1 protein-coding gene is annotated in these 486 nt (G+C 72.6%); it reads right to left on the bottom strand.

The window, feature by feature from the left end:
• A partial coding sequence (locus G3I60_RS43940; RefSeq protein WP_164608576.1) for an MMPL family transporter occupies positions 1-486 on the bottom strand: 486 nt, incomplete at both ends.

The raw sequence follows: 486 nt of genomic DNA, 5'->3' as shown, positions 1-486 counted from the left end.
GGTCACCGAGGTGATGGCCGGGACGCCGCGCGCCGCGGTGGCCACCTGCTCCGCCGACGCCGCCTTTGCGATGATGGTCACCGGGACGCCCGAGCCGCCCGGGAAGTGGGCGTTGAGCACCTGCTGACCGTGGACCGAGTCGGGCTTCTTGGTGAAGTTGTCCGACACCGAGACCCCGTCGGCCCTGAACTGGGTGGTGAAGGCCGCGGCCAGCACCAGCAGCAGACCCGCGGCGATCCAGATACCGCGCGGCCGGCGGCCGACCAGCCCGGCGACCCGACCCCACAGCCCCTCGCCCGTGCGCTCGGCGGTGCCGAAGGCGGGACGGAACGGCCAGAAGGCGCCGCGGCCCATCAGGGCGAGTACCGCCGGGACGAAGCTGAGCGCGGCCAGCAGCGACGCGGCGATGCCGATCGCGGCGACCGGGCCCATGCTGCGGTTGCTGTTGAGATTGCTGAAGAGCAGGCACAGGGTGCCCAGGATGAC

The organism is Streptomyces sp. SID13666 (assembly GCF_010548325.1).
Taxonomy (GTDB): domain Bacteria; phylum Actinomycetota; class Actinomycetes; order Streptomycetales; family Streptomycetaceae; genus Actinacidiphila; species Actinacidiphila fildesensis.
Note: the sequence above shows the minus strand (reverse complement) of the source record. Positions and strands in the feature narration are given on the sequence as shown.